The sequence below is a fragment of the Acidimicrobiales bacterium genome (assembly GCA_035547835.1).
In the GTDB taxonomy this organism is placed as follows: domain Bacteria; phylum Actinomycetota; class Acidimicrobiia; order Acidimicrobiales; family Iamiaceae; genus DASZTW01.
The window spans coordinates 207,813-232,599 of sequence record DASZTW010000001.1 but is presented as its reverse complement, the minus strand read 5'-3'; the positions used below and the strand labels follow the sequence as shown (position 1 = coordinate 232,599).

The following is a 24,787-nucleotide window of genomic DNA, read 5'->3' as shown; positions in this document are numbered from 1 at the left end:
ATCTGACAGCAATGGCAAAGATGTTGAAGTTCGACGAGGACGCCCGGCGCGGCCTCGAGGCCGGCGTGAACAAGCTGGCCGACACCGTGAAGGTCACCCTCGGCCCCAAGGGTCGCAACGTGGTGATCGACAAGAAGTTCGGCGCTCCCACCGTCACCAACGACGGCGTCTCGATCGCCCGAGAGGTCGAGCTCGAGGACCCCTACGAGAACATGGGGGCCCAACTCGTCAAGGAAGTCGCCACCAAGACCAACGACGTCGCAGGCGACGGCACCACCACCGCCACCGTGCTCGCACAGGCGCTGGTTCGTGAGGGCCTGCGCAACGTGGCTGCGGGCGCGAACCCCATGGCGCTGAAGCGGGGCATCGAGGCGGCAGTCGGTGCCGCGGTCGACCAGATCCGCAAGGCCGCCAAGGACATCGACGGCCGGGAGGAGATCGCGCAGGTCGCGACCATCTCCGCCAACAACGACTCCGCCATCGGCGAGGTCCTCGCCGACGCGATCGACAAGGTCGGCAAAGACGGCGTGGTCACCGTCGAGGAGTCGAACACGTTCGGCCTCGAGCTCGACTTCACCGAAGGCATGCAGTTCGACAAGGGCTACCTGTCGCCGTACTTCGTCAGCGACGGCGAGCGCCAAGAAGCCGTGCTCGAAGACCCCTACATCTTGTTCAACGAAGGCAAGATCTCCTCGGTTCAGGACCTGCTGCCGGTGCTCGAGAAGGTCATGCAGTCCGGCAAGCCGTTGCTGGTCATCGCCGAGGACGTCGAGGGCGAAGCCCTGGCCACCCTCGTCGTCAACAAGATCCGCGGCACGTTCGCCTCGGCGGCCGTGAAGGCCCCCGGCTTCGGTGAGCGCCGCAAGGCGATGCTCGGCGACATGGCCACCCTCACGGGCGGTCAGGTCATCAGCGAGACCGTCGGCCTCAAGCTCGAGAACGTCACGCTCGACCTGCTCGGTCGGGCCCGCAAGGTGGTCATCAACAAGGACACCACCACCATCGTCGAGGGCCTCGGCTCGGGCGACGAGGTGAAGGGCCGGATCGCGCAGATCAAGCGCGAGATCGAAGACACCGACTCCGACTGGGACCGCGAGAAGCTCCAGGAGCGGCTCGCCAAGCTGGCCGGCGGTGTCGCGGTCGTCAAGGTCGGCGCGGCCACCGAGGTGGAGCTCAAAGAGAAGAAGCACCGCATCGAGGACGCGCTGTCGGCCACCCGCGCCGCCATCGAGGAAGGCGTCGTCGCCGGTGGTGGCACCGCCCTGCTGCGCGCCCGCGCCGCGGTCGCCAAGGCCATTGACGCCCTCTCGGGCGACGAGGCCACCGGCGCCCGCTCGGTGCACCTGGCCCTCGAAGCGCCGGCTCGCCTCATCGCCGACAACGCCGGTCTCGAAGGCGCGGTCATCGTGCAGAAGGTCGAAGCCGAGAAGGGCAACAAGGGCTTCAACGCTGCCAGCGGCGAGTTCGAGGACCTGCTGAAGGCCGGCGTCCTCGACCCCGCGAAGGTGACCCGTGCGGCGCTGCAGAACGCGTCGTCGATCGCCGCGATGCTGCTGACCACCGAGGCCATCGTCGCCGACAAGCCCGAGAAGGCCGACCCGGCTGCGGCCGCGGCCGCCGCTGCGGCGGGCATGGGCGGCATGGGCGGCATGGGCGGGATGATGTGACCCACCCGTAGCGGGCCGGCCATCGGCCCACTCGAACCAGCCCCACCGGTCTCGCGCTGCGCAGTTCGGTGGGGCTTCGTTCGTTTTCGGCCCGCCACGGATCGGTCGATGACCACTACCGAGTGTGGTGAGATCGGTATCCTCGACGGGTCCGGACCATGCAGTGGGGAGGGAAGCATGGGCGGCCACCCGGGCGGGCGGTCGGCGTGCACGAACGGTGGGATCAGCAGGGCTTGCGCGAGGAAGAGGCCGTCGAGGCCGCCGGGGTCGCCGTCTCGTCGCGGCCGTGTGCGCGGCGCTCGTCGCGCTCGCCGTCGCCGCCGTGGCGCCGGGCCGCGCGGCGCACGCCGACATCGTCCCGCCTGTTCCCGACCCCGAGCCTGGCACGGCCCCCACGGGCCCTGGCGCCGCGAGCCCGATCGACCAGCTCCTCAGCCAGCTCGCCGTGCTGCGTGCCCGCGAGCAGGTGCCAGTGGTGACCAACGTCGTCCAAGACCGGCAAGTCGTGCGCGACACCACGGCTCGTGCGGTGGCCGCCGACCGGGCGGAGGTCGGCGCGGCGCAGCAGCGGCTCGCCGACGCACGTCACGCCTTGGCCACCCTCGCGGTCGCCGCTTACGTGAACCCCGGCTACACCACCCTCGAGTCCGTGGTGACGGGCGACTTCTCGAGGAACGGGCGGGCCCAGGCTCTGTCGGGCTCGGTGCTCGACCGTCAACGCGCGCGCGTGGTCGACGCGCGCGAGACCCTCGACGCGGCGCAGCACACGCTCGACGCCGACCTCGACGCCCAACGACGCGCCGCCGCCGACGTGCGCGCCGCGCAGCAGTCGTTGGCGGTCGCGCAACAGCAGGTCGCGACCGCGGAAGGCAGCCTCGGCGTGGCGTCGGCGTCGAGCTCCACGGCCGCGGGTGACGCGGGTTCCCTGCCGATCATGAGCGCCAGCGTGCTCTCGGGCAACGACCTCGCGGCCTGGTACGCCAGCCGCGGCTGGCGACCGAGGGTGCCCGTCTCGATCAGCGACTTGGCCAACTGGTTCGTCAGCGAAGGCGCCGACGAGGGCGTCCGCGGCGACGTGGCGTTCGCGCAGGCGATCATCGAGACCGGCGCGTTCTCCAGCCCCGACGCCGTCAACCACAACAACTACGGCGGGATCGGCCACTGTGACTCGTGCGGGGCGGGCATCGGGTTCGCGTCGCCGCAGGCTGGCGTGCGGGCGCAGATCCAGCTGTTGAAGCGGTTCGCGGTCAGGGACCCGTCGTTCGCCCACCCGTTGGTCGCGCCCGGCCTCCGCGGGCGAGCCGGCTGCTGCCCGATGTGGGGTGACTTGGCGGGCAGTTGGGCCACCGACCCCACGTACGGGGCCAAGATCGCCACCGTCTACCGCCAGATGCTGGCGTGGCTGGCGGCGAGCCGTCGGTCGGGCTGAGGTCGACGCCCGATCGTCAGCGAGACGTCTTGCCGGACACCAGTCCGAAGTAGGGGCCGAAGTCGGCCTCGGTGCACAGCCGGCCTTGCTTTTGGAACTCGCGCCGCAGCGCGCGGATCAACGTGGCCATGGTGATCGTGCCGCCGGACTCCGCGGTCACGAACGCTGCCGCCATCACGACGTTGGAGATGGCGCCGCCCGCGAGCTCGAACCGCTTGGCGAGGAACTCGGTGTCGACGTCATCGCCGATGGGCGCGCCGACCTCGAGCCAGCGTTGCCAGATCTTGGCCCGCATCTCCGGTGGCGGCAACGGGAAGTCGATGGCCACGTGGATCCGGCGCAGGAACGCCGCGTCGACGTTGCGCTGCAAGTTCGTCGTCAGCACGAGCAGCCCCTCGAACGTCTCGAGCCGCTGGAGCAGGTAGGCGACCTCGACGTTCGCATAGCGGTCGTGCGCGTCGCTCACCTCGGTGCGTCGCCCGAAGAGCGCGTCGGCTTCGTCGAACAGCAGCACGTGGTCGCCGGCTGCGGCCGCCTCGAAGATCCGCTCGAGGTTCTTTTCTGTCTCGCCGATGTACTTGCTGACGACGCTCGCCAAGTTGACCACGAACAGGTCGAGGCCGAGCGTGCCCGCCACGATCTCGGCAGCCGTGGTCTTGCCGGTCCCGGACGGGCCCGAGAACAGCGCGACGACACCCGCCGACGGCACCGCTGGTAGCCCCCATTGCCCGTGCACGATGTCGCGGCCGCGAAAGCGCGACAGGAGCTCATCGAGCTGCGCGTCCTGATCCGGCGTGAGCACGAGGTCGTGGCGCTCACGGGTGGGCCGCACCCGGCGCGCGAGCTGTTCGAGCGGACCGGCGCTCAGCCGTCGGATCGCAGCAGGGAGGTCGCCGTCGACCACCGCGCCGAGCCGATCGAGCTGGCGGAGCTGGTCCGCAGTGAGCCGATGGCCGCTGCCCAGGCCTCCGCCGCTCACCGCGTCGACTTCCTCGCTGGTCGCGAGCGCCGGGCCCACGGCCGGCTCCTGCCACGGCCGGTCCGGCAGCGACTCGACCGGCAGCTCGACGCGCGATGCGATGCACCACGACAAGTGGGTGGCCCGTTCGATCGAGTGTCGACCGACGGGCATCAGCTCGTCGCCCACCTCGACGATGAGGCCGAGGCCGTGGAGCGTCGCGAACCGGACGGCGGCTTCCCACCCGGCCGCGTCGGCCGGCGCGTCGAGGACGAGCACGAGGTCAGACTCCGACACCAGCACCCCGGTCTGGAGGCGGCGGGTGCGGTCGGCGCCGGCGATCACCGCGAGCGGTACCGGGGAGCGGTCCGGGTGGTCGGATGGCACCGCGAGGACGTGCGCGTCAGGGCCGAGCGCGGGGTCGAGGGAGACATCGCCGACCAACGCCCACGTGACCGCCGGCGGCACCCGCACTTCGAGCGACGACCACGGCGCGTCGCCGCCGACGACGATCAGCGCGGCTCGACGCAGCGCCCGGTCCTCCGCCAGGGCCTGCACCGCTGGCGCCCCACCCACTGCGGCGACCAGTTGGAGGGTGGGACGGATCTTGGTGACGTCGTCTTGCACGTAGGCGACGAGCCGCTGGCGGCGCCGGTCGAGCTCGATCGCGCACACCAGCGCGAACACCTCGGCCTCGATCGGGTCGAGATCGGCACGCCGGACGATCTCGGCGAACTGCCCGGGCCCGTCGAGGCACTCGGCGAACGAGCGGCGCGCCGCTTCGACCGCCTCCGAGTAGTCGTCGGCCGGCTCGAGCGGCGGAACGGCCAGCTCCTGCACCAGACGCGCCGCCTCGTCGTCGAGGATCCGAAGCCCAGCGAGCGCGTCGACGGCCCCGCCCGAGGAAGTCGCCGCATGTTGGAGGAGCGCGTCGGGGAGGTCCGTCCACGACGGCGTTGCCCTCTCGACGTCGTCTCGGCTCTTGGTGGCCCGAGGCGCCCGCTGCCCATCAGCCCGACGGCTCACCGCCCGATCATCGCGCTGGTGGTCGGTCGCTGTCGCCCCGCCCTCGATGGGCCGCCCGATCACCGTCCGCGCGTGCGCGAGGTGCCTCATTGAGAAGTGAGCGTGTGGGGGGTGGTGGTGCCTCACGGGGGTTGAGCGCGTGGGGGCTTGCGTCATCGGGTTTTGGTCAATCGGTTGATTGATGGTTGTAAGGATTCCAGGTCAAGGGCGCGCTTGTCGGTGAGTGTCTCGGTCTTGGCTCGGGCGTGTTCGCAGAGTTGGGTTTGGATCGCGGTGATCTGGCGGGTCAGGTCGGCGGGGTTCACGCCGGCAACACGTTTGGAGGCGGTGTTGGTCTGGGCTCGGGTGAGGATCTTGGCGTCTTGGACGCGCTGCCAGGGCGTCTTGGGGTTGTCGTAGACGCGTCGGCGGCGACCGTTGGCAGTGGTGACGTAGTCGATGGGCTTGCGGGTGGGGGTGAAGAAGTTCAGTCGCAGTGACACGAGTGGCCATAGCTTGTTGAGGAGGTCGAGTTCGTCGGGGTGTCGTAGCGCCAGTAGAAGGCGTGTTTGCGCACGACGTGGTTGTTCTTGGACTCCACGGCGGCTTGGTCGTTCTTGCGGTAGGGACGCGACCTGGTCTGTTCGATGTCTCGGTCTTGGAGCCATGCTGCGACGTCGTGGTTGATGAACTCCGAGCCGTTGTCGGAGTCGAAGCTGACCAGCGGGAACGGGAAGGTGCCCTGCAGTTCCTCGACTGCTTCGAGGATCCATTTCGACGCGTTGTTGCGGATGGAGGCGGTCTCGGTCCAGCCGGTGGGCATGTCGGTCATGGTCAGGGTGCGTGCGAACTCGCCGACGAAGGTGGGCCCGCAGTGCGCGACGGTGTCTGCTTCGATCGCGCCGGGGCGGGTATCGCGCTCGTCGCCCACGGTGCGGATCTTGATCGAGTTGCGTAGTAACGGTGACGCCTTGGTCGTCGAGAGCCCCTTGAGACGCATCCGGTGCCGTGCAGGCCCCAGGTACCGGTCAACCGTCGCCGCGCTCATGCGGCCCAGCTCTTGGCGGGCTACGTCGGTTGCGAACGGCTTGTCCAGGTCCCCCGCCGCGTCGAGTAGCGGCAGCCACAGATCGCGCATCACCACCAAGTACTTCCCGCACGGCATCCCCATCAGCAGCCACACGTGCTCCAACAGCAGCCGGGCGTCGTCGCTGTAGGACCGGGCCTTGACGCTGCGGCGGTCGATCTGGTCTTTCGGGTTGGGCAGCTTTGGGCCTGTCAGCATCCGTCGGGCGGTGGAGCGGCCCATCCCGGTCGTGGCCACGACCCGGTCCAGGATCTGGCTCCGATCGGCCTTGGAACCCTTGCGGTACGCGTCGCGCAGCTTGTTCGTGACCTGCCGTCGAGCAGCCATGTCGATCTTGCCTTCCATGAACAGGCAAGCCTTCTCCCCGAACCGGGGATCATTGCGCTCAAAGTGTGTGAGGCACCAGCCCACCCCACGCGCTCACAATGCGTGAGGCACGTCGGTGCGTTGACGCCACCGCGGGTCCTGCGTACTCTCGCAACAGGAACTACGAGGGGTGGTCGCATGGGTGAGGAGCGCAAGCCGGCCAAAGCGCCAGCGGTGGAGCGGCAGGTGGCCTCGATGGACGCTGAAGCGGCCTCGACCACCGCAGCAACGGAAGGTTCCCGCCGCGCGCCGCTGCGCGCGCTGCAGCGAAGTGCGGGTAACCGGGCGGTCAACTCGCTGCTCGCCGCCCAACCCGCATTGGAGGTCGGGCGGTCTGACGACCCGCTCGAGCGCGAGGCCGACCAGATGGCGCACCAAGTCGTCAGTCGGTTGTTCTCCGGCAACCGGGGCGGCGGTGCCGCGGTCGGCGCCGACGCGCCGGTCGCCGCGACGGTTCGTCGGCGAGGTGAGGGCGCGGCCACGCAGATGGGACCGGCAGGTGGGAGTGTCTCGCCCGAGACCGAAGCGGTGCTCGATCGCGAGCGACGCAGTGGCTCGCCCCTGTCGCCGACCGTCCGGCGGGGGATGGAAGATGCGTTCGGTGCCGACTTCAGCCAGGTGCGCGTGCACAGCGGCGGCCGGTCCGAGGCCCTCTCGCGCGAGCTCGGCGCCAAAGCGTTCACGTTGGGTTCCGACATCTTCTTCCGCGGCAACGTCCCCGACGCGTCGAGCGCCTCCGGCGCCGGCCTCTTGGCGCACGAGCTCACGCACGTCGTGCAACAGGGTGCCGCCGCGCACCGGGTGCTGCAGCGGAAGTCGGCCGACGACTACAAGCAGGTCGCCCACAACTCGAACCCGAAGATCGATGTCCCGGCCGAGCGTGAGGAGAAGCAGGGGTCCGAGCGGCCGGGCAAGGGCAAGGTGACCAGCAGCGCCAAGCTCAAGGGCGCGGCTGTTGTGCGGCGCGACGGTACCTGGACACCCCCGTCGGGGACGCGTCCCCAGGGCGGCGGGGCGGTGTTCCGCCCTGGCGGGCACCGCGGCAACAACGGCCCGCAGAACAACGCCCCGCAGAACGCCCCGCAGAACAACGGCCCGCAGAACGCGCCGCAGAACAACGCCCCGCAGAACGCGCCGCAGAACGCCCCGCAGAACGCGGGGCCTCAGGTCGCTCCACCGCAGCCGGCGCCGCAGAACGTCGCCGCGACCACCGCGGTGGTACGCCAAGCGCCGGGCCCGAACACGAAGAACACCGCCAAGGGCGCCTGGGGGTGCGTGGACACCGAGACAGTGGGCCCCACCTTGAGCGCGTCGCTGGTGGGCGACACGTGGAAGTTCCAGGCCACGCACTTCCAGGGCAACTACGGAAAGATCGTCTCGCTGGTCAAGGGCTGCAAGGAGGTCAGCAAAGCCGAGCGCAACGACGACAAGTTCTCCGATCAGATCTGGGATCTCTGGAAGCTGGGCGATTACCGGGGCAAGTGGTACATGGTGCGAGCCGTCGACGCGCACGAGAGCGTGCATGAGTCACGTGTGTCGCCGGCGCTGGCAGCAGTGGCACCCCAGCTCCAGCAGGAATTCGCCAAGCTCCAAGTCAAGCAAAGCAAGAAGGTCAACACCGCGGGCGACGCGGTGAGAGCCATCATGAAGTCGGCGGCGTACAAGAAGGTCTGCAAGGAAGCTCGCGAGATCTGGGACGCCAAGTACGTCCAGCTCATCAAGGACGACCACGCGGCGCTGACGCCTGCCGCAGAGCACGGCGTGGTCGACCCGATGATCCGCAAGCTCAACCAGGATCGCTCGAGTGCCGGGCTCAGCGAGTGGTGGCCGAAAGGCTGGACTGGCTGATGGCCGACCCGGCCGGACCGCACACGGTCCTCCTCGAGCCCATCGCCGAGGACCCGCCGCAAGACACCATGGGTGCGCCAAGCGCGCAACTCGACTATGAGCCGGTGAGCCGTGCAACCCCGCCGCGCCTCACGTTCACGCTGCGGCTCTCCAATGACACCGCCGGCGACGTCGTGTTCGTCTCGAACCCCTATGAAGGGCTGACCTACTCGTTGTCGGACGCTGACGATTGGCCCGTGGCAGTCGATCGGCCCGTTCGCGAAGCCAAGATCGAGGGGACCTCGCCGTCCCGATCCGCGCGCCGGTCGTACTTGGCGGTCGATGGGGTCGAAGTGGCGGGCGAAGCGGTCGACCCTGGCGTGGCCATCGAGGACGACGAGATCCAGCTCGCTCCCGGAGACTCGCTCGTCTATCGGCTGGCAGTCGAACAGCGAACCGGACGGGATGATGACAAGGCCGGCCCGCTGACCGAAGGCAAGTACACGTTGCGCGTCTTGCTACCTTTGTCGCTATTGGTGGGCGGGGAACCTCGCGATTTGATCTTGCGATCGCCCGAGGTCGGCATCTCGGTCGCCTCCCGTTCGTAGCGCTGGGCATCCCACCTGCTACGCGCGGCGTTGAGGTTTCGCGGCCGAATTGACCGACAAGGGTTGAGAACCATCTAGAGCCGTGACGACTTCGTGAATCCTTCGTAGTCCGTAGCACCCTGCTCTTGCGCGGTGTGCGAGGTGCCTGCACAATTGACGTGCCGGGCAAGCAATGCGGGCGACGACCACATCTGGGAGTGGGCGAGGGCGGGCATGCTCGACAGCGAATGTTCGCGTGTCGCGCGGCATCTCAGATGTAGGAGGGGGAAATGTCACTGGGTCCGCTTCGGCGAGCGGCCGTGGAGTGTGGGATCAAAGCGGATCCGACAGCGGGCCTCGCATTTCGCCGCACCGCTGCACGTCTCGATGCGTCGCGCCCCACCCCTTCTGAGCGAGCGGCCATGGAGCAAAGCGCGGCCGCGGCATTGGTCAGCATCGCGTTGATGGGCGACCGCACCGATTTGGCGCAGATCCTTCGGCCGGATCCAGACATCGGACAAGTCTCGTGGTCGACCGCTTGCTATGAGATCGGCGGGCTCGTTCCCAGCGCCGTTCGGGATTTCGCCGATCCCGTCGAGGCGATCGGTGCGCTCGTCGCCTGCCCGGAGCCGGGCCATGTGGTGGCCGAGCTCATCGCGTCCACGGACACGGGGCTGCGATGGATCGCCATGACCCGCAACGACCGGCAGCTCGCCTTCCGGCTCCCCGACTCGGACACCGCGTCGGACCTGTCCGGGGCGGGCTCGGCCAACCTTGCCGGCGCGCTGCGACGGTGGCGCCAGCGGCTCGAGATGTGGTCCGCAGTTCGGGGCGGCACACCGGAGCCCGAATCGCGCGACGCGCCGCGGCCCGACGCGCTTGGCGCGCGCAGCGCCTCGGCGGCGACGGCAAGTGACCTGACCGGTGCGAACCTTCCGGTGGGGGGCTGGGCCGCAGTGGGCGCACGGAGCGAGGCGGCGGTCGTTGCGCCCGAATGGTTCCGGATGCTCGAGCTGCGCCTTGCGAACGTGGAGCAGTCGCTCGTGGCGTCGCGGCTGGCGGGCCTCGAGTCGGTGGTGGCCGGGCTCGCGTACGAAGTGCGCGCAGGTGCGGGACCGTTCGATCTCAACGGCGCGCGGCCGGGCATGACCGGTGCATCGGCGGCGATGCCGCCCGGTCCGGGTCTGGTGCCGCAGTCCCCCGTGGGTGGAGCGTCGATGGTCGGCCAGCCGGCGCCGATGAGCACGGTGGGCCCACCGCCCGAAGTGGCTCCGCCGAACCCGCTGCTGGGGAGCGGCGTCGCAGCGACCACCGCTGCGCAACCGGCGCAAGACGCGCCGGCGCCTCCGGCCGATCCCGCCCCGCAAGAGGTCGCTGCGGCGGACGACGAGCGCGAGCCGGAGACGCTTGCGGTCTTGTACGTCGACGAAGTCGGCCAGCTCATCGACCGAGTGGTGGCCGACGCGATCGACCACACGGTGGAGCACACCGGGATCACCATCGGCGACGCGCAGGAGATCAGCATCGAGGCGCTCGAGGCGGAGCTGCGCTACGAGATGGCGCTGGCCTGGGAGGCCCTCGTCGCACAAGCGTCAGGCGAGGTTCTCGCGGTCTCGGCCGAGGTGGTCACGAACGAGGCGGTCACCGGCGAGGCGCCCATCGACGTCCCTGTTGCAGAGTCGCCGGTCGCCGGCGACGCGGGCGACGAGCTCGTTGACTGGGACGGCGATGCCTGGACCGAGTGGCACCCCGATTCCGCGTGCGTGGCGGTCGAGGACGTCCAGGCGCTCGCACCGCCCAATCCGTTCGAGAGGGTCGACGGGCCAGACGGGTTCGCACCGTTCGGCGGCGCCTCGTTCCCGGCCGGAGAGTTGGGTGACGACCTCGCGACCTTCCACCACGGCGCGCCAGTGGCGAGCCTCGAGTCGTCGCGCGACCCGTGGCCGCTCGGCGGTCCGCCAACGGACGGGTGGGACGGTCGCGAATCGTCGGTGTCGCCGGGGTCGAGCGTGGCGACCCTGGTCGAGGCCGCGCCCCACCTTCCGGACGAGGTCGAGCTCATGGCGCGCACCGAAGTGCTGCGCCGTGCCGAGTGGGCGGTGCTGGCAGAGGAGGACGCTGCTGAGCCGGCGGCCGAAGAGGCATGGATGGAGTGGGTCACCTGGTCCCAAGCGGCCGAGTCGACCGGGCGCCAGGCCGCGATCGACTTCACTGCAGACACCGATGCCGCGCCCGGGACCTCGCACCCCGGTCGCTTGATCGCCCTCGTGTCGGCGCTCGTGCTGGCCGTCGGCGCCGCGGGGTTCGCGCTGTACCACTACGTGCCGGCCATCGGGAGTCTGGGGTGAGCCGATGGGTCGCCGTCCTGTCGCTCGCTGCTGTGTCGGCCCTGGTGGTGGGCTGCTCGTCGGGGGGTGTGGCGCGCGGCAAGGACGGCCAGGTCCGGCATCCGACGAACTTGTCGGTGTTCGACTTACGGGTCGGCGACTGCGTCGTGCCCCCCAAGAAGATCAAGGCCGACTTCGCCAAGGTGCGCGTGGTGCCGTGCCGCGACCAGCACCCGATGGAGTCGTTCGCGCTCGTGAGCTACGGCAAAGGCGATGCGTATCCGGGCCAGTCGGCGCTGCAGGACTACGCGAACGCCGCGTGCCTCGACCGGTTCTCGGGCTACGTGGGCTCCGACTACCGCGACTCCAAGCTCTTTTACACGTACCTCTTGCCGTCGCCACGGGGATGGAACGAGGATCACGACCGGAAAGTCGTGTGCTTGCTCACCACCACCGGCGCGCAGCTGACGAAGTCGGCCAAAGGCAGCCGGATGTGACGGGCGAGCGACGGTCGATCGTGGGGGGAGTGGGCTGATGGGTGCGCCGTTGGTCACGAGCACGGCGATGATCAAGTGCTCGTTCGGCGCGGCTCCCGCGACGCTGAACGCGACGCCGCGACCGGTCATGGTGGAGGAGAAGCCCATCGCGGCGATCACCGACATCGCGCCGGGCCTCAACATCCCGCCGTTCGGGCTTTGCTCGAGCCTGGCGAACCCCACCGTTGCCGCCGCGACTTCGGCGGCGATGGGCGCGCTGACGCCGATGCCCTGCGTCCCCGCGGTGGCCGCGCCGTGGCAACCCGGCTCGCCGACGACGATGGTCGGCGGTATCCCGGCGCTGACCGCGAACTCGATGTGCAACTGCGTCTGGGGCGGCGTCATCAACGTCGCCATGCCCGGCGCGTTGCGGACGACGGCGGGGTGAGCGAATGACGTAGCGGGCAGCGACGACCAGACACGTCACGAGACGGTGGGCGCCACGCCGCCCAACTGAGGGGTGAACCACACCAGTTCATAGCGGGCCGCCACCTGGGGTCCGTGCACAACCAACGCTCCGTGATCACGCGGAGGAAGGGGGCCATCGTGCCGACCTATGCAGCACCAGGGGTGTACGTAGAAGAAGTTCCATCAGCCGAGAAGTCGCTGAGTGCCGCGCCGACGGCGATCGCCGCGTTCGTGGGGTTCACGGCCGACAAGCCGACGGACGATCCGACCGACCCGGAGGGGCTCCGTCCCCGACTGGTCACCAGCTGGACCCAGTTCGAGCAGCTGTACGGAGGTTTCGCTGCCGGCTGCATGATGCCGTTGTCGGTGTACGGCTACTTCAACAACGGGGGTTCGATCGCGTACATCGTGCGCATCCCCAACACCGAGCCTTCCGGCGAGCCGGCGCAGCTCGCGCTGCCAGCGGTGGACCGTGCGCTGGGCAACCCGCTGCGCGTGGAGAGCCTCCAGCCCGACGCCGATCTCACGGTGCACGTCGAGCCGGTCGACAGCGAGGACGAGGGCGATGACGACGATGGGCCGTCGCACTTCCGGATCGACGTGTCCGAGGGCAACGAGGTGGTGGAGTCGTACGACGACCTCACCATCACCTCCGGGCCGCGGTGCGCCACCGACGTGATCAACGGCACGTCCACCCGGGTGAAGGTCTCGATCGACCTGGCCGACAGCGTCGACATGTCGGCGGTGCTCGAGGTGCTCAAGCCCGGCAGCTACCCGCTGCAGAAGGCCGCGCCGACACCGGTGCCGGTGAACGGCAAGCGTTTCGCCGGTTCGGCCTCGGCTCGCACGGGCATCCAGGGCCTTTCCATCGCGGACGAGGTCACGATGGTGCTCGTCCCCGACTTGGTCACCGCCTGCACGAAAGAGGACGGCAGCATCGACCTCGGCTTGTGGAAGCAGGTGCAGACGTCGATGATCGCCCACTGCGAGCTGCAGGCGAACCGAGTCGCGATCCTCGACTCGCCGCCAGGGATGACGCCCCAGCAAGTGAAGGACTGGCGTTCCGACGTGGCCATGTACGACACGCCGTTCGCGGCCTTCTACTACCCGTGGATCAAGGTCGAGAACCCGCTGGCCACCAACGGCGACGCAGAGATGCTCGTGCCGCCGTCGGGTCACATGGCCGGCATCTGGGCCCGCACGGACGAGACCCGCGGCGTGTGGAAGGCGCCGGCCAACGAGACCATCCGCGGCTGCCTCGATGTCGAGCGTGACATCACCAAGGCCGAACAGTCGCTCCTGAACCCGATCGGCATCAACTGCATCCGCCCGTTCGGCACCCGGGGTATCCGGGTGTGGGGCGCTCGGACGCTTTCGTCGGACAGCGACTGGCGCTACTTGAACGTGCGGCGCTTGTTCAACATGGTCGAGACGTCGATCCTCGACGGCACGCAGTGGGCCGTGTTCGAGCCGAACGACATGCGGCTGTGGGAAGGCGTGAAGCGGACGCTGAACGCATTCCTCCGCGGGTTGTGGCGCGACGGCGCGCTGTTCGGCGCGACGGCCGAGGACGCCTTCTACGTGAAGTGCGACGCCGAGACCAACCCGCCCGAGTCCATCAACGAAGGACGCCTGATCGTGGAAGTGGGGATCGCGCCGGTGAAGCCGGCCGAGTTCGTCATCTTCCGCATCAGCCACAAGAAGGAGACCGCTGCCTGACGGCGGCGGCCGAGACTAGGAGCTGAGTAGACATGCCGAAAGCCCAAGACCCGTTTCTCCACCTGAACTTCGCGCTCGAGGTGCAAGGCATCTCGGTCGCGATGTTCAAGTCCGTGAGCGGCCTCGAGAGCACCATCGAGGTCAGCGAAGTGCGCCAGCAGACCGCGGATGGCAAGCAGATCCTGATGAAGATCCCGGGCAAGGCCACTCCGAGTGACATCACGTTCAGCCGTGGCATGGACGCCACGATGGACCTCTGGAACTGGCACAAGGAGGTGCTCGACGGGCACATCACCAATGCTCGCAAGTCCGGCTCGGTGGTCCTGTACGACGAACAGCTGCAGGAGAAGTCGCGCTGGAACTTCGAGAACGCGTGGCCGTCGAAGATCTCGATGAGCGCACTCGACGCGGGCGGTAACGAGATGATCGTCGAAGAGCTCACGCTGACCTGCGACGCACTGATCCGGGAGAAGTAGTGCCCGGACTGCGGACGGAGTACGACTTCGTCTTGCCACGTGGCTTCGTCGACGCCGACGGCATGGTGCACCGCGAGGGCACCATGCGGTTGGCGACCGCCCGTGACGAGCTGGATCCCTTGCGGGACCTGCGCGTCACGGGCCCCGACGATCCCTTGCTCACCGTCATCGTGCTCGCCAGGGTGATCACACGGCTCGGTAGTCGACCGTCGGTCACGGCGAACGACTTGCAGGACCTGTTCGCCGTCGACCTCGCGTATCTCCAGGACTTCTACGGCGTCATCAACTTCGGCAATGAAGCCGAGATCGCCGAGCTGCTCGACGCGCAGCGAGCCGCGCAGGATGCCGCGATCGAAGCGGACGGACGTGCGCCCGCCGAGGAGTCGGCAAGCGCGGACTTGCTGGCCAATGAGGACGACGGCGCCTCGGCGGCGGCCGACGCCGACGTCGACCAGCCGGTGCCGGGTCGCAGGGGGTCCATCGAGGAGATCACCACCGGACCGCGATGAGGCACTATCCGGCGGATGCGCTGTGGGAGGAGATCGCGTATCTCGCCTACCACCTGCATTGGGACCTCGACCGGTTGCTCGACCTCGAGCACGAGGACCGGTCCCGGTTGGTGCGCGAGGTGGCCGCGCTGAACGAGCGCGCCTGGGAGGAGGTGCGCGCCAGTGTCTGAGGAGGAGTACCTCGATCAGGGTGTCACCGGTGAAGGCTTCCTCCTCGAAGTCGATGGCGTCGAGATCGGTCGGTTCGTGGAAGTCGAAGGCCTGCAAGTGACCATCGATGTGGTGACGGTCGCAGAAGGGGGCCAGAACGGGTTCGTGCACAAGTTCCCCGGCCGCATGACGTGGCCCGACCTGGTCTTCAAGCGCGGCCTCACCAAGAGCGACTCACTGCTCGACTGGATCAACAAGGTCGCCGGTGACGGATTCGCAGGCGCCGGGAACAAGGTCACCCGCAACACGGCGGCCGTGACCGTGCTCGACGCGGCGGGCAACCGACTGCGCTCGTGGGAAGTGGAAGGAGCGTTCCCGGTGCAGTGGTCGGGTCCCCGCTTCAGTGTCGACAACGGCGGGCTGCCGGAGGAACAGCTCGTGGTGACGCACCACGGGTTCAAGGCTTCGACCAAGGGCTGAGCAGACGATGGCGGAGCGGGCGGGGGATGGTCGTGTGAGGGCGGATCCAGGCGGGCGGAGCCTCGGATCACAGATTGCCGCGCGGTTACGCCCGCCAGGGCGGCGGGGCCGCCGCCAGGTGGTGACCGTGGGGTCGGTCGGCTCAGCGATGGGCATGTTCGGCCACCTCGTCGGTCATTCGCTGGTGGCGCGCCGCATCATCAGCGGGGCCGAGTCGTCACCGGCACCCGATGCCGCGTTGGCTTCGACGGGCGACTATCCCGTCGAGGTGCCGACCAGCGCGTGGGCTACGTGGTGGCTCGCGTCGTCGGCGAAGGCAGCTGAGGCGGCGCAGGCGGCGAGTGTGGCGCCGGCGGGTCGCGTGGCGGCGTCTTCCGCTGGCGCCCGGCGTGGCGTCCTGTCCGCAGGGACGATCTCGCGGGCGAGAAGCGTGGCGTCGACCGCCGGCGCCGCGCGAGCAGCAGCGCCGCCCGCCCGCGGGTTGCCACTCGCGAGCGGCTGGCGCACGGGAAGCCTGCTCGGTCCGGGGACCGGCCCAGCCGCGGGCGCGGCCCGGCTGGTGCGCCGCGACCAGGCCGATGCCAGCGCCTTCACGGATCCCGATCTCGCGGCCCGGCGCACCGCGAGCGCTCGCCGGTCCGCCGCCGCCCGGGGTGATGCGCCGCCTGCTGTGCTCGACCACCCGGGTCTGCGCCACTTGCGTCGGGACGCCGCCGACTCGACCTCGGCGCGACGGGCCACGCCCGGATCCTCGCTCAACCCATCGATCGGAGCCCCGCACGACGGCGTTCGTTCGTCCGGGGCCAGATCGCGGTCAGGGTCCTCGCCCGCGTCGCGGTCGGCTGATCGGCCCTCTCGGTCGCGGTCTGCGCCGCCACCCGCTCTGTCGCCGTCGCGCGAGGGTCCGTCACCGGGCGTCGCCTCGCCACCCGTCCGTCCGGTGGGCGCACGACGCGCCTCGCGCACCCCTGCCGACGACCCGGGCTCCGGCTCGCCGGGCGGAGGGGGCGCCGTCGCTGCGCCAACGGGCTCCGGCAGACCGGCGCGTGGCCGGCAGGCATCGCTGGACCAGCGCAAGGCACCGCCCGACGGTGGGCAGATCCGAGGCGATGGCGGGTCGGACACCTCGTCGTCGGGCCCGTCGACCTCGCCGATCTCGCGGACAGTGTCGCCGGAGCCGTCCGCGCCGTCGAGCGCCGGGCAGGCGGGCAGCGGGGTCGTGCCGGACACGTTGTCCTCGGGCGCTTCGACTTCGCCGGTTGCGGGGGCAGGGTCGTCGGGGCCGTCGCCTGGCCTTGGTGCGCCCCAGGGCTCCGAAGGCGACGATCGAGCGGCATCGCCTGGCTCCGCGACCGGCCGCGGGGGCGATGTCGGGTCGACCGCCGATCGCGTGCTGCGGACGGCCGACGAGTCTTGGAGCGGCGGGCGGGCGGCCGCCGGGTTGCCGTCGTCGCCTTCGGGCGGCGACCGCGGCGACGCGGCCCTGCCGCAGGACCGCTCGGCAGCGCGACCATCCGGGTCGCAGCGGTGGCGCACCGACGCCTCGCCGGTGGGTGCGGACCGGTCACCGGTGTCGGGCGGCGCGGGTGGCCCTGCATCCGGGGCATCGGCGTCGAGCGCCGCGGAAGTCGCGGCGGCGAGCGGGCTGATCGAAGCGCTGCGTCGCCACACCGAGGCATCGACGGGTGCCCCGTGGGCCCCTGACCTGTCCGGTGGCGACGGGGCTTCCGGCCGATCCAGATCCGCGCCCGCCGCCCGGCCGTTCACTCCGTCGTTCGCCCGGAGCGGATCCGCCGGGTCGGACACGGCGATGGGCGCGGCGGGGCGCGAGGCCCCGGATGCCGCGAGGTCGACGGGTTCCAGCCCGGTGGCGCGCCGAACTGGCGCGTCGGGCGGGCCGACCCGTGCGGCGGCACGAGCAGGCGGCGATGGCGCGCGAGCCGACGGGGTGGCTCGCGTGGCGGGTCGGGAGGACGCGCCGCGGAGCGCATCGCAGCCCGGCACCGGTGGTCGGCCGCCGGCTGGGGGGTCGGGCAGCCGGTCGTCGAGCGTTCGCCGATCGAGCGCCGAGTCGGGATCGACGAGCGCGCGGCCTTCGAACGTCGCCGGTCGGCCGTCTGACAGTGCGCTCGACCGGGGCGCGACAAGCGTTCGCAGATCGTCCGCCGAGTCGGGACCCGGGCGCGGCGCGCGGCCGGATGCCGGCTCGACGGGGGTGCGGGGATCGAGCGGCGGTCGGGCAGGCCCGTTCGTCGCTGACCGGGTCCCCGAAGATCGCTTGCGGCAGGCCGGCCGCGCCGCCGGCCTCGATGCAGCCCGTGCCGGGTCGGCCCGCTCGCTGGGGGCCGGTCCGGGTCTGGCGAGTGGTTGGGGGGTGCAGGCTGCCGCGATCCGAGCGGCGCGCCCGACGGAAGCGGCCGAGCGGTGGTGGAGGCCGCAGGCGGCGCCGTCCAGCAGCCACCGTGGCGCGCCCGTGCGCCGTTCGCCGGGGCTCCTTGGTGCACCCGACGCAGGCAGATCGGGCGGCGCGGCCGACGTGGCACTTCGCCGATCCTGGTCCCGGCCGCGCCCACCGGCCCACGCGATTGCTCCGCCGGGCGACCGCCGGGCGGCGCAGGGCGCTACCGCGGGCGGGCGACCTGGCTTCGGCCTGACGGCGTCCGCCACAACGGATCGCGCCGTGGCGGTGGCGCGCCGGCAGCCCAGCAGCGCCAGCGTGAGCTCGCCTGCCCCATCCCGCTCCCCGTCGGGCGGTGCGGGTTCCTCGCGGAGCGGGACTGACGAGGCGTCGACCGCGGCGCGGGCGCAACCGGGTGGAGCGTCCGGGATCCAGGGCGCAGGCACCACCTCGCCAGCTGCGACGACTTCGTCGAGTGCCGCCGGGCGCGTCGCGGCGGGAAGCGCGGGTGCGGCGACTCGAGGCGTCGGCGCAGGTCCAGCCGCCGGGTCGCGCTTGTCGCAGCCCGGCGCACGTCCAGCCGCCGGGTCGCGCTTGTCGCAGCCCGGCGCACGTCCGGCCGTCGGCTCGCGCTTGTCGCAGCCCGGCGCAGGTCCGGCCGCCGGGTCGCGCCCGCTAGGGGGCGGCGAGGGGATGCCGCGCGCGAAGGCCGGCGCCGCGGCAGGGCGGTTCCTCGCCGCGCTGCCCGACGCAGGCCGGTTGCCCGCCCGCCCGCTGCCCGCGTCGCTCGCCCCGCTCGCGGAAGCGATAGCCGGACCGTCGGCGGTGCGAGGCCCAGCCGCCGTGTCGGTGCGGGCCGACGCGCCCGTACGGCGGGCGCTCGGCGCCGCCGGGAAGGCAGCGGTCACGGTGGGGCGGGTCATCCACCTCCGTGAGCCGGTGGAGCGCACGCCGGTCGGCGTGGTCGCACACGAGCTCGTGCATGCGGCGAGGCCGTCGCCGCTGCCGCGGTTCTACGCCGACGACACGGCGTCCGCGGAGGAGACGTTGGCGCGGGCTGTCGGTCAACATGTCCAACGGTCGCTCGCCGTGGGTCGCCCCCCGGTTGCCCGCCTCCTTCCCCCCGCTGTGAGCAGTTCGCCACCTGGTGGGTGGTCAAGTGCTCACAGCTCGGTGGGGTTGGCGGGTGGGCGGTCTGGTGGGTTCGGCGAGGTTGGCAGATCCAGGTCTGCTGTGAGCAGTTCGCCACCTGGTGGGTGGTCAAGTGCTCACAGCTCGGTGGGGGGCTCGGGTGGGGGGGCGACGGTTCGGCGGGTCGGGACGGCCGGGCTCGCGGTCGGTGGACTCGGCGGGTTGGCGCGGTCGGTGCAGTCGGTCACCGGGCCCCGCAGCGCGGTCGGGCCCCGCAGCGCGACCGGGCCCCGCAGCGCGGCTGGGCCCCGCAGCGCGACCGGCGCGAGCGGTTCGGGGCCCGCCGCAGGGACGGCAGGCGGTGGGAGCGGCGGCCAGTCACCGTCGGTGTCCGCGACGCCGGGGTTCACGGGGCCGTCGGGCTTCGTGACGACGTCGATCGGGCGGCCGGCCATGGGTCCGGTGCAGCCCTCGACCACCATCAGCCGCCAACTCGATCCCGCCGTGCTGCGGCGCCTCTCGGGTGGAGCGAACGGCGGCGGGACGTACGTCGGAGGTGCCAGCGGGGGTGGCTCCGGCAACGGTGGTGGGGTCCCGGGTGGCTTCGGTCCGGCGAGCACGTCGGGAGCCCACGTGATTCGCCGTTCGGATCAGCCGCTCGCCAGCTCCGCGCCGCCGCAAGGCGATGGCGGCTCGCCTGTTGTGCCCGGCGGGCCGGTCGGGCCCCCCGCCGTGACATCGGACCTGATCGACCAGATCGTCGACCGTCTCGAGGCGCGACTTCGTGATGACCTCGAACGTCGGGGTCGGTGGCTGCCGTGGGAGTCGTTGTGACGCGCCGCATCCACATGGGACGGCGCCAAGGAGGCGGCCATGGCCGGTGACAAGTCCTTCCTCGAGATCGAGGACGGCAAGCGCATCGAGTGCAAGTTCAACCCAGCCGAGCTCTCGGTGACCCGGAGCAACAACTGGTATGTCGACCCCTTGCCGGGCAAAGGGGTGGCCAAAGCGCGCTACGGCGGCGCCGGGTCCGGGATGTTCGCGTTGTCGCTGTTCTTCGACACCACCGACACGGGCCAGCCCGTCACCAGCTACACCGGTCAGATTCTCGGGCTCCTCGAGGTGAACCCGAAGCTCCCCGGCAGCGACGAGGCTTCTGGCAACGTGCGACCGCCGTGGGTGCGATTCCACTGGGGTCAACTGCACTCGTTCAAAGCCGTGGTGACCTCGGCGACGGTGAACTTCGACTACTTCTCGTCCGAAGGCACACCACTGCGGGCGCGTGCCGACCTGACGCTCCTGCAGTTCGAGGAGGAGATGGCGTTCGGCCGCCAGAACCCGACGTCGGGCACGCCCCGCCCGCACCGGGTGCACCGCATCAGCCCCGGCGAGACGCTCGACCGGATCGCCGCTGCGCACTACGGCGATCCCACCCGTTGGCGCACGATCGCCGCGGCCAACGGCATCGAGGATCCGTTCGCGCTCCGGCCCGGAACCCTGCTGTCGATCCCGCGGCTGGAGGGCTGAGCGGTGCCACAGGGGATCGACGCGCCACTGCTCCAGATTGACGGCCGAGAGCTGAGCGACGAGCAGCTCAACGCCTTGGTCGAGCTGCAGCTCGACTTGGGGCTGAACGTGACCGGACGCTGCGTGATGACGTTCACCGATGTCGGACAGAAGCTGTTGCGCCAGGGCCCGTTCAAAGTGGGCGCTCGGGTGGTCGTGAAGTTGCCGGTGGCCGACAAGGCATCGGCGGCCACGGTCGAGTGCGCCACGCTGGAGGTGACCGGTATCGAAGTTCGCTGCGGCGCTGGGGCGGACGCCGAGCAACTCGTCGTCATCGCCGACGACTTGTCGCACCGGTTCAGCCGCAGGACCACGTTCGTCGCCAAGCAGCAGATCAAGTACGCGGACCTGATCCGGACGATCGCCTCGACCCATGGGGTGCGGGCGGCCATCAACCTCAACGGGAGCGTGTTCGAGTACCTCGTCGTGGCCGACACCGATCTGGCGCTGCTGCAGCAGATCGCGGCCCGCACCGCGTGCAGCTGGTGGATGGAAGGCACCACGTTGCACGTCACCGACCAACCACCCACCCCGGCGGTCGAGGTCAAGCTCGGTGACGACGGCGGTCTGTTCTCGCTGCAGGTCCGGGGCCGGTCGTTCGCTCCCTCGAGCGTGCGGGTCCGCGATTGGGAGCCGAAGAACCAGAAGCCCTTCGAGCAGGAAGCGAAGACTCCCGACGGAGTTCCCACGTCCACCTTCGCCCAACGCTTCGAGATCGGCGCGGTGAGCTCGGCGTTTCCCGGGCAGCCGAAGCAGTTCGGCCAGCTCGGGGTGCTCAGCCCCGACGAGGCGAAAGGCCTGTCGAAAGCGCTCATGCAGACCGGGTGGGACGGGCAGGTCGTTGCCCGGGGGACCGCTGCGGTCAACCCGCACTTGGCGCCGGGGAGCAAGGTGAAGGTCGCCGGTGCCGGGGATCTCGACGGGATGTACCCGCTGTCCTCAGTGAGCCACGTGTATCGCCGCGCCACCGGTCTGCTCACCCGCTTCGTCGCGGGCGAGCGACGACCCCACGGCATGGTCGACAGCCTGGCGCCCGCGGCCGGCTACCTCGGGGGCACGCTCAACCGGCGCGAAGGACTCGTCGTGGGGCTGGTCACCAACAACAAGGACCCCGAAGGCGCGTGGCGGGTCCAGATCTCGTGCCCGACGCTCGACGATCAGCTGACGACGACGTGGGCCCGGGTGGCCGCTGTCGGCGCCGGCAACGACAAGGGCATCGCCTACCTCCCGGACATCAACGACGAAGTCCTCGTCGGTTTCGAGGGCGGCGATCTGCGACGCCCGATCGTGCTCGGCTCGCTCTACAGCGGCAAGAACAAGCCACCGGTCGACGTCGGATCGGAGCCCGAGCCGGCCGCTTGGCGGACCAAGTCCCGCAAGGGCCACCTCATCGAGTTGTCCGACTCGGCCTCGAGCCCACAGCAGCACATCTTGTTGAAACTCGGCGACGGCAACCACCTCGTGAAGGTCGCCGGGAACGAGATCATGATCCAGGCACCCCAGACCAGCCCGATCACCGTCCAGGCCGGTCAGGCGTCGGTGAAGCTGTCGTCGGGCAACGTCGAGATCTCGGGCATGAACGTCACCATCAAGGCCGAGACCGAGCTGAAGCTGCAGGGGCTGATGATCCAGGCCAAGGCCCAGACGGCCGGCACGGTCGAGGCGGGAGGGCCGCTCGAACTGAAAGGCGCGATGGTGAACGTGAACGGCAGCGGGCCGGTCGTGATCAAGGGCGCCGCGGTGGCGATCAACTGATGTCCGACCACTTCGCCCCCGGCCTCCCCGAAGGTTCCGCACCCGACCCTGCGTTCATCGGGCGGGGCGTCCGATTCCCGATGGGCGTGGACCACACGGGCAGCATCGCGTTGACATCGGGCCCCGACGACCTCGACCGTTCGATCCGGGTCGTGCTGGCGACAGCGCCGTCGGAGCGGGTCATGCGCCCACGCTTCGGCTGCCGGATCTGGGACCTGCTGTTCGAGCCGATCAACGCGAACACCCTCGGTCTGATGGCCCACGCGGTGCGCGAGGCGCTCGCCGAGTGGGAACCGCGCGTCGACGTCGAGAACGTGGAGATCCACCCTGACGGACGAGATCGTGGGCTGGTGCACATCGAGGTGACGTACCAGGTGCGCACCACCAACGATCGGCGCAACCTCGTCTACCCGTTCTACGTGATCCCCCGAGAAGAGGAGTAGGGCGATGCCGTTGCCTGCGCCCGAGCTGGACGATCGCCACTTCCAAGACCTCGTCGACGAGGCGAAGCGCCTGATCCCTCAGTTCTGCCCCGAATGGACGAACCACAACTTGTCCGACCCGGGCGTGGCGCTGATCGAGCTGTTCGCGTGGATGTCGGACCTGGTGCTGTACCGCCTGAACCAGGTGCCTGATCGCTACTACACGAAGTTCCTCGACCTCGTCGGGATCGAGCCATTCCCGCCATCGGTCGCGCGCGCCGACCTGACGTTCTGGCTGTCGTCGGTCCTGCCGGATCCGGTGCTCGTGCCGGCCGGAACGCAAGTGGCCACGCCGACGGCCGGCGACGGCGAGCGCGTGGTGTTCTCCACCACGACCGATTTGGTGATCGCCCCGCCCAACCTCGTGGCGGCGCTGCGCGCGCTGGCGGGCGACGAGGAGCACTTCGAGGACGCCATCGACGATCTGCGCTACGAGGGCGGCACCGTCGTGTGCTTCGCCTCGCAGCCGCTGACCCCGGGCGACGCCTTCTACCTCGGCTTCGAGGAGACCTTGGGCGGCAACGTCATCGAGCTCACGATCCAAGCGTCGGTCGAGGGCATCGGCGTCGACCCGACCGACCCGCCGCTGGTGTGGGAGGCGTGGACCGGCGAGGTCTGGATCCCGCTCCACGTGTACCGGGACACCACCGGCGGCATCAACCGCGACGGCACGGTCGCCTTGGTGATGCCGATGCGCCACGACGCCCTCACCGTGGGCGGCGTGCGAGCGCATTGGCTTCGCGCTCGCCTGCTCGCCCCGCGTGCCGGCCAGCCCGCGTACGTCGCGTCGCCGCAGATCCGTTCGCTGAAGGCTGACTCGCTCGGCGGAACGGTCGCGGCCGAGCACGCGGAACAGGTGGGACCCGAGTCGCTGGGGAGGAGCACCGGTCGTCCCGGTCAGCACTTCGTCGTGTTGCACCCGCCGGTGCTGCCGCGGCGCGAGGGCGAGGGCGTGGCGGTCACGACCAACCGCGGCGCCGAGACCTGGCGGGAGGTCGACGACTTCACCCGCTCGGGGCCCACCGATCGCCACTTCACGTGGGACGGCGCCAGCGGCACCATCCGCTTCGGACCACAAGTGCGCTACGCCGACGGCACGATCCGCCAGCACGGCGCGATCCCGCCCGACGGCGCAGAGGTGTCCGTGACCGGCTACCGCCACGGCGGTGGCGCAGCGGGCAACGTCGGCGCCGGCACTCTCCGAGTCCTGCACACGACCGTGCCGTACATCAGCCAGGCCGAGAACCTGCAGCCAGCGCTCGGCGGGGTCGACGCGGAGTCGGTCGACAACGCCAAACTCCGCGGCCCGATGACGATCCGCACCGGCCAGCGAGCGGTGACGGCCACCGACTTCGAACGGCTCACGCTCGAGTCCTCGATCGAGGTGGCGCGGGCGCGCTGCCTCGCGCCGAAGGCGTCGGGCGGGCCGGTGCGGCTGTTGGTGGTGCCGCGCGTCAAGCGTCCGGTGGCGCAGCTGAGCATCGACGACTTCGCGATCAGCGACGCCCTGCTGCAGCGGGTGTCGGGCCACCTCGACGAGCGCCGCATCCTCGGGACCACCGTCGAGGTCGGCACGCCGTACTACCAGGGCGTGACCGTGGCAGCGTTGCTGAGCGCGCACGCCGGGCGTCCCGTGAACCTGATCCGCCAGCGGGCGCTCGACTTGCTGTTCGGCTACGTGAACCCGGTGACGGGCGGGCCCGAGGCCGCGGGATGGCCGTTCGACGACGATCTCAACGCGGCACAGATCTCACAGCTGCTGGAGACCGTCGAAGGGGTCGAGCGCGTCGACGAGGTGCTGCTGTTCGAGTACGACCTGCGCACCGGCGTGCGACAAGGGCCGGCGCGCGACATGATCCGCCTCGAGCCTGACTCGTTGTTCTTGTCGGCGCGCCATCAGGTGGTCGTGCGTTGACCTTGGTGC

The 24,787-nt window shown here is 70.4% G+C and carries 21 protein-coding genes; 17 read left to right on the top strand and 4 right to left on the bottom strand.

All coding sequences use genetic code 11. The annotated features are described in order from the left end of the window. Window positions 1-11 precede the first annotated feature (11 nt). Together groL and VHA73_00980 are read left to right on the top strand one after the other, a co-directional pair. Entirely contained in the window at window positions 12-1,667 is a 1,656-nt protein-coding gene (gene groL / locus VHA73_00985; protein ID HVX16581.1) for a chaperonin GroEL, read from the top strand. A gap of 286 nt (window positions 1,668-1,953) precedes the next feature. Next, window positions 1,954-3,096: a glucosaminidase domain-containing protein gene (locus VHA73_00980; GenBank protein ID HVX16580.1), complete on the top strand. Its 1,143-nt coding sequence runs from the start codon at window positions 1,954-1,956 to the stop codon at window positions 3,094-3,096. 16 nt (window positions 3,097-3,112) lie between these two features. Here VHA73_00980 and VHA73_00975 read toward each other — a convergent pair whose 3' ends face one another. From VHA73_00975 to VHA73_00965, 3 genes are all read right to left on the bottom strand, one after another. Next, window positions 3,113-5,080 (bottom strand): ATP-binding protein, encoded by a 1,968-nt coding sequence (locus tag VHA73_00975; GenBank protein ID HVX16579.1) that lies wholly within the window; start codon window positions 5,078-5,080, stop codon window positions 3,113-3,115. 152 nt (window positions 5,081-5,232) lie between these two features. Beyond that, window positions 5,233-5,562: a hypothetical protein gene (locus VHA73_00970; GenBank protein ID HVX16578.1), complete on the bottom strand. Its 330-nt coding sequence runs from the start codon at window positions 5,560-5,562 to the stop codon at window positions 5,233-5,235. Then, entirely contained in the window at window positions 5,547-6,491 is a 945-nt protein-coding gene (locus tag VHA73_00965) for a transposase family protein (protein ID HVX16577.1), read from the bottom strand. The genes VHA73_00970 and VHA73_00965 overlap by 16 nt, the downstream gene beginning before the upstream one ends. Before the next feature lie 159 nt (window positions 6,492-6,650). On the opposite strand from VHA73_00965, the gene VHA73_00960 reads away from it, so the two are divergent. The 10 genes from VHA73_00960 (at window position 6,651) to VHA73_00915 (ending at window position 15,531) form a co-directional block, all read left to right on the top strand. After that, complete coding sequence (locus VHA73_00960; GenBank protein ID HVX16576.1) at window positions 6,651-8,360, top strand: DUF4157 domain-containing protein; 1,710 nt, start codon at window positions 6,651-6,653, stop codon at window positions 8,358-8,360. Next, a complete protein-coding gene (locus VHA73_00955; protein HVX16575.1) occupies window positions 8,336-8,947 on the top strand; it encodes a hypothetical protein in 612 nt (203 codons plus the stop codon). The genes VHA73_00960 and VHA73_00955 overlap by 25 nt, the downstream gene beginning before the upstream one ends. A gap of 401 nt (window positions 8,948-9,348) precedes the next feature. Next, window positions 9,349-11,274: a hypothetical protein gene (locus tag VHA73_00950; protein ID HVX16574.1), complete on the top strand. Its 1,926-nt coding sequence runs from the start codon at window positions 9,349-9,351 to the stop codon at window positions 11,272-11,274. Continuing rightward, entirely contained in the window at window positions 11,271-11,750 is a 480-nt protein-coding gene (locus VHA73_00945; GenBank protein HVX16573.1) for a septum formation family protein, read from the top strand. The genes VHA73_00950 and VHA73_00945 overlap by 4 nt, the downstream gene beginning before the upstream one ends. 37 nt (window positions 11,751-11,787) lie before the next feature. Beyond that, window positions 11,788-12,177 carry a DUF4280 domain-containing protein gene (locus VHA73_00940; GenBank protein ID HVX16572.1) on the top strand — a complete coding sequence of 130 codons (390 nt, stop codon included), beginning with the start codon at window positions 11,788-11,790 and terminating at the stop codon, window positions 12,175-12,177. A gap of 158 nt (window positions 12,178-12,335) precedes the next feature. Beyond that, window positions 12,336-13,916, top strand: a complete 1,581-nt coding sequence (locus VHA73_00935) for a phage tail sheath subtilisin-like domain-containing protein (protein HVX16571.1) — start codon at window positions 12,336-12,338, stop codon at window positions 13,914-13,916. A 32-nt stretch (window positions 13,917-13,948) separates the two neighbouring features. After that, a complete protein-coding gene (locus tag VHA73_00930) occupies window positions 13,949-14,392 on the top strand; it encodes a phage tail protein (protein ID HVX16570.1) in 444 nt (147 codons plus the stop codon). Beyond that, window positions 14,392-14,901: a hypothetical protein gene (locus VHA73_00925; protein HVX16569.1), complete on the top strand. Its 510-nt coding sequence runs from the start codon at window positions 14,392-14,394 to the stop codon at window positions 14,899-14,901. The genes VHA73_00930 and VHA73_00925 overlap by 1 nt, the downstream gene beginning before the upstream one ends. Next, entirely contained in the window at window positions 14,898-15,071 is a 174-nt protein-coding gene (locus tag VHA73_00920; protein ID HVX16568.1) for a DUF6760 family protein, read from the top strand. The genes VHA73_00925 and VHA73_00920 overlap by 4 nt, the downstream gene beginning before the upstream one ends. Continuing rightward, window positions 15,064-15,531, top strand: a complete 468-nt coding sequence (locus tag VHA73_00915; GenBank protein HVX16567.1) for a phage tail protein — start codon at window positions 15,064-15,066, stop codon at window positions 15,529-15,531. Before VHA73_00920 ends, VHA73_00915 begins: the two co-directional genes overlap by 8 nt. Before the next feature lie 3,666 nt (window positions 15,532-19,197). Here VHA73_00915 and VHA73_00910 read toward each other — a convergent pair. After that, entirely contained in the window at window positions 19,198-19,515 is a 318-nt protein-coding gene (locus VHA73_00910) for a hypothetical protein (GenBank protein ID HVX16566.1), read from the bottom strand. Between the two features lie 7 nt (window positions 19,516-19,522). Here VHA73_00910 and VHA73_00905 point away from each other — a divergent pair, with 7 nt between their 5' ends. The 5 genes from VHA73_00905 to VHA73_00885 are packed head-to-tail and all read left to right on the top strand — an operon-like array spanning window position 19,523 to window position 24,778. After that, window positions 19,523-19,894, top strand: coding sequence for a hypothetical protein (locus VHA73_00905; GenBank protein HVX16565.1), 372 nt, complete (start codon window positions 19,523-19,525; stop codon window positions 19,892-19,894). Between the two features lie 39 nt (window positions 19,895-19,933). Then, complete coding sequence (locus VHA73_00900) at window positions 19,934-20,587, top strand: LysM peptidoglycan-binding domain-containing protein (protein ID HVX16564.1); 654 nt, start codon at window positions 19,934-19,936, stop codon at window positions 20,585-20,587. A 3-nt stretch (window positions 20,588-20,590) separates the two neighbouring features. After that, the gene (locus tag VHA73_00895; GenBank protein HVX16563.1) at window positions 20,591-22,381 is read left to right on the top strand and encodes a phage baseplate assembly protein V; all 1,791 of its coding nucleotides are present in this window, start codon (window positions 20,591-20,593) and stop codon (window positions 22,379-22,381) included. Beyond that, window positions 22,381-22,824, top strand: a complete 444-nt coding sequence (locus VHA73_00890) for a GPW/gp25 family protein (GenBank protein HVX16562.1) — start codon at window positions 22,381-22,383, stop codon at window positions 22,822-22,824. Before VHA73_00895 ends, VHA73_00890 begins: the two co-directional genes overlap by 1 nt. A gap of 4 nt (window positions 22,825-22,828) precedes the next feature. Beyond that, window positions 22,829-24,778 (top strand): putative baseplate assembly protein, encoded by a 1,950-nt coding sequence (locus VHA73_00885; GenBank protein HVX16561.1) that lies wholly within the window; start codon window positions 22,829-22,831, stop codon window positions 24,776-24,778. Window positions 24,779-24,787: the final 9 nt, after the last annotated feature.

What these genes read in the sequence shown, in the direction of transcription:
- groL (HVX16581.1), top strand. Translation starts at nt 12, where the DNA reads ATGGCAAAGATGTTGAAGTTCGACGAGGACGCCCGGCGCGGCCTCGAG.
- VHA73_00965 (HVX16577.1), bottom strand. Translation starts at nt 6,491, where the DNA reads ATGGAAGGCAAGATCGACATGGCTGCTCGACGGCAGGTCACGAACAAG.
- VHA73_00960 (HVX16576.1), top strand. Translation starts at nt 6,651, where the DNA reads ATGGGTGAGGAGCGCAAGCCGGCCAAAGCGCCAGCGGTGGAGCGGCAG.
- VHA73_00950 (HVX16574.1), top strand. Translation starts at nt 9,349, where the DNA reads ATGGAGCAAAGCGCGGCCGCGGCATTGGTCAGCATCGCGTTGATGGGC.
- VHA73_00940 (HVX16572.1), top strand. Translation starts at nt 11,788, where the DNA reads ATGGGTGCGCCGTTGGTCACGAGCACGGCGATGATCAAGTGCTCGTTC.
- VHA73_00930 (HVX16570.1), top strand. Translation starts at nt 13,949, where the DNA reads ATGCCGAAAGCCCAAGACCCGTTTCTCCACCTGAACTTCGCGCTCGAG.
- VHA73_00920 (HVX16568.1), top strand. Translation starts at nt 14,898, where the DNA reads ATGAGGCACTATCCGGCGGATGCGCTGTGGGAGGAGATCGCGTATCTC.
- VHA73_00910 (HVX16566.1), bottom strand. Translation starts at nt 19,515, where the DNA reads ATGGCCGGCCGCCCGATCGACGTCGTCACGAAGCCCGACGGCCCCGTG.
- VHA73_00900 (HVX16564.1), top strand. Translation starts at nt 19,934, where the DNA reads ATGGCCGGTGACAAGTCCTTCCTCGAGATCGAGGACGGCAAGCGCATC.
- VHA73_00890 (HVX16562.1), top strand. Translation starts at nt 22,381, where the DNA reads ATGTCCGACCACTTCGCCCCCGGCCTCCCCGAAGGTTCCGCACCCGAC.
- VHA73_00885 (HVX16561.1), top strand. Translation starts at nt 22,829, where the DNA reads ATGCCGTTGCCTGCGCCCGAGCTGGACGATCGCCACTTCCAAGACCTC.